Source organism: Streptomyces sp. MK37H, assembly GCF_018035285.1.
Taxonomy (GTDB): Bacteria; Actinomycetota; Actinomycetes; order Streptomycetales; family Streptomycetaceae; genus Streptomyces; species Streptomyces endocoffeicus.
On sequence record NZ_JAAAYH010000747.1, the window covers coordinates 1 to 2294 of the forward strand.

General features: G+C 69.0%; 1 protein-coding gene. It reads right to left on the bottom strand.

Going from position 1 to position 2294, the window contains the following annotated elements; translation table 11 throughout:
- Window positions 1–25: 25 nt before the first annotated feature.
- Window positions 26–2294 (bottom strand): bifunctional (p)ppGpp synthetase/guanosine-3',5'-bis(diphosphate) 3'-pyrophosphohydrolase (locus GWI24_RS43490; protein ID WP_210951531.1); only part of this gene is annotated, 2269 nt, incomplete at its 5' end.

The window sequence follows — 2294 nt, forward strand, 5'->3', positions numbered from 1 at the left end:
CCTCAGCGGGTTCTCGGCGGGTTCCTCAGCGGGCGCGGGCCGAGGTGACCCGGTAGACGTCGTAGACGCCCTCGACGCCGCGTACGGCCTTCAGGACGTGACCCAGGTGCTTGGGGTCGCCCATCTCGAAGGTGAAGCGCGAGGTGGCCACCCGGTCGCGGGAGGTCTGCACGGCCGCGGAGAGGATGTTGACGTGCTGGTCGGACAGCACGCGGGTGACGTCCGACAGCAGCCGGGACCGGTCCAGCGCCTCGACCTGGATGGCCACCAGGAAGACCGACGACTGGGTGGGAGCCCATTCCACGTCGAGGATGCGCTCGGGCTGCTGCGAGAGCGAGTCCACGTTGACGCAGTCGGCGCGGTGCACCGAGACGCCGCTGCCGCGGGTGACGAAGCCGATGATGGGGTCGCCGGGCACCGGCGTACAGCAGCGGGCCAGCTTGACCCACACATCCTCGACGCCCTTGACCACCACGCCCGGATCGGCGCTGGAGCGGCGCTTGGTGCGGCGGATGGGCGGGGCGGTCTCGGCGATGTCCTCGTTGGCGGCCTCCTCGCCGCCGAGCGCCTGGACGAGCTTCTGCACCACGTTCTGCGCGGAGACATGGCCCTCGCCGATCGCCGCGTAGAGCGCGGAGATGTCGGGGTAGCGCATCTCATGGGCGAGGGTGACCAGCGAGTCGCCGGTCAGGATCCGCTGGATGGGCAGGTTCTGCTTGCGCATCGCCCGGACGATCGCGTCCTTGCCCTGCTCGATGGCCTCGTCGCGGCGCTCCTTGGAGAACCAGGCGCGGATCTTGTTACGGGCGCGCGGCGACTTGACGAAGCCCAGCCAGTCGCGGGACGGCCCGGCGCCCGCCGCCTTGGAGGTGAAGACCTCCACCAGGTCGCCGTTGTCCAGGGTGGACTCCAGCGGCACCAGCCGCCCGTTGACCCGGGCGCCGATCGTACGGTGGCCGACCTCGGTGTGCACGGCGTAGGCGAAGTCGACCGGGGTGGACCCGGCCGGTAGCGCTATGACATCGCCCTTGGGCGTGAAGACGAAGACCTCGTTGCGGGACAGGTCGAAGCGCAGGGACTCCAGGAACTCGCCCGGGTCCTCGGTCTCCTTCTGCCAGTCCAGGAGCTGCCGCAGCCACGCCATGTCGTTGATGGCGTCTTCCTTGCCCGCCTTACGGGGCACATCGGTGCGCACCTTGGAGGCGCCGGCCACCGCCTCCTGCTTGTACTTCCAGTGCGCGGCGATGCCGTACTCGGCGCGGCGGTGCATGTCGAAGGTGCGGATCTGGAGCTCGACCGGCTTGCCGCTGGGCCCGATGACCGTCGTGTGCAGCGACTGGTACATGTTGAACTTGGGCATCGCGATGTAGTCCTTGAACCGCCCCGGCACCGGGTTCCACCGCGCATGGATGGTCCCGAGCGCCGCGTAGCAGTCGCGGACGGTGTCGACGAGGACGCGGATGCCCACCAGGTCGTAGATCTCGGCGAAGTCGCGGCCGCGCACGATCATCTTCTGGTACACGGAGTAGTAGTGCTTCGGTCGGCCGGTGACGGTCGCCTTGATCCGCGCCGCCCGCAGATCGCCCTGGACCTGGTCGGTGACGACGGCCAGGTACTCGTCCCGCTTGGGGGCCCGCTCGGCGACCAGCCGCACGATCTCGTCGTACATCTTGGGGTAGAGGATCGCGAAGGCGAGATCCTCCAGCTCCCATTTGATGGTGTTCATGCCCAGGCGATGGGCGAGCGGGGCGTAGATCTCGAGGGTCTCGCGGGCCTTCTTCTCCTGCTTCTCCCGCTTGAGGTAGCGCATCGTGCGCATGTTGTGCAGCCGGTCGGCAAGCTTGATCACCAGCACCCGGGGGTCCCGGGCCATGGCGACGACCATCTTGCGCACGGTCTCGGCCTGGGCCGCCTCGCCGAACTTGACCTTGTCCAGCTTGGTGACGCCGTCGACGAGCAGGGCGACCTGGTCGCCGAAGTCACGGCGCAGGGTGTCCAGGCCGTACTCGGTGTCCTCGACGGTGTCATGCAGCAGCCCGGCCATCAAAGTGGCCGGATCCATACCCAGCTCGGCCAGGATCGTGGTCACCGCGAGGGGGTGGGTGATGTATGGATCGCCGCTCTTGCGCTTCTGGCCGCGGTGCCAGCGCTCGGCCACCTGGTACGCGCGCTCGATCTGGCGCAGCGTCGCGGCCTCCGCCTTGGGGTCGTTGCCGCGCACGATGCGCAGCAGCGGCTCCAGCACCGGGTTGTACGGACTGGAGCGCTGGACGCCGAGGCGCGCCAGCCGGGCC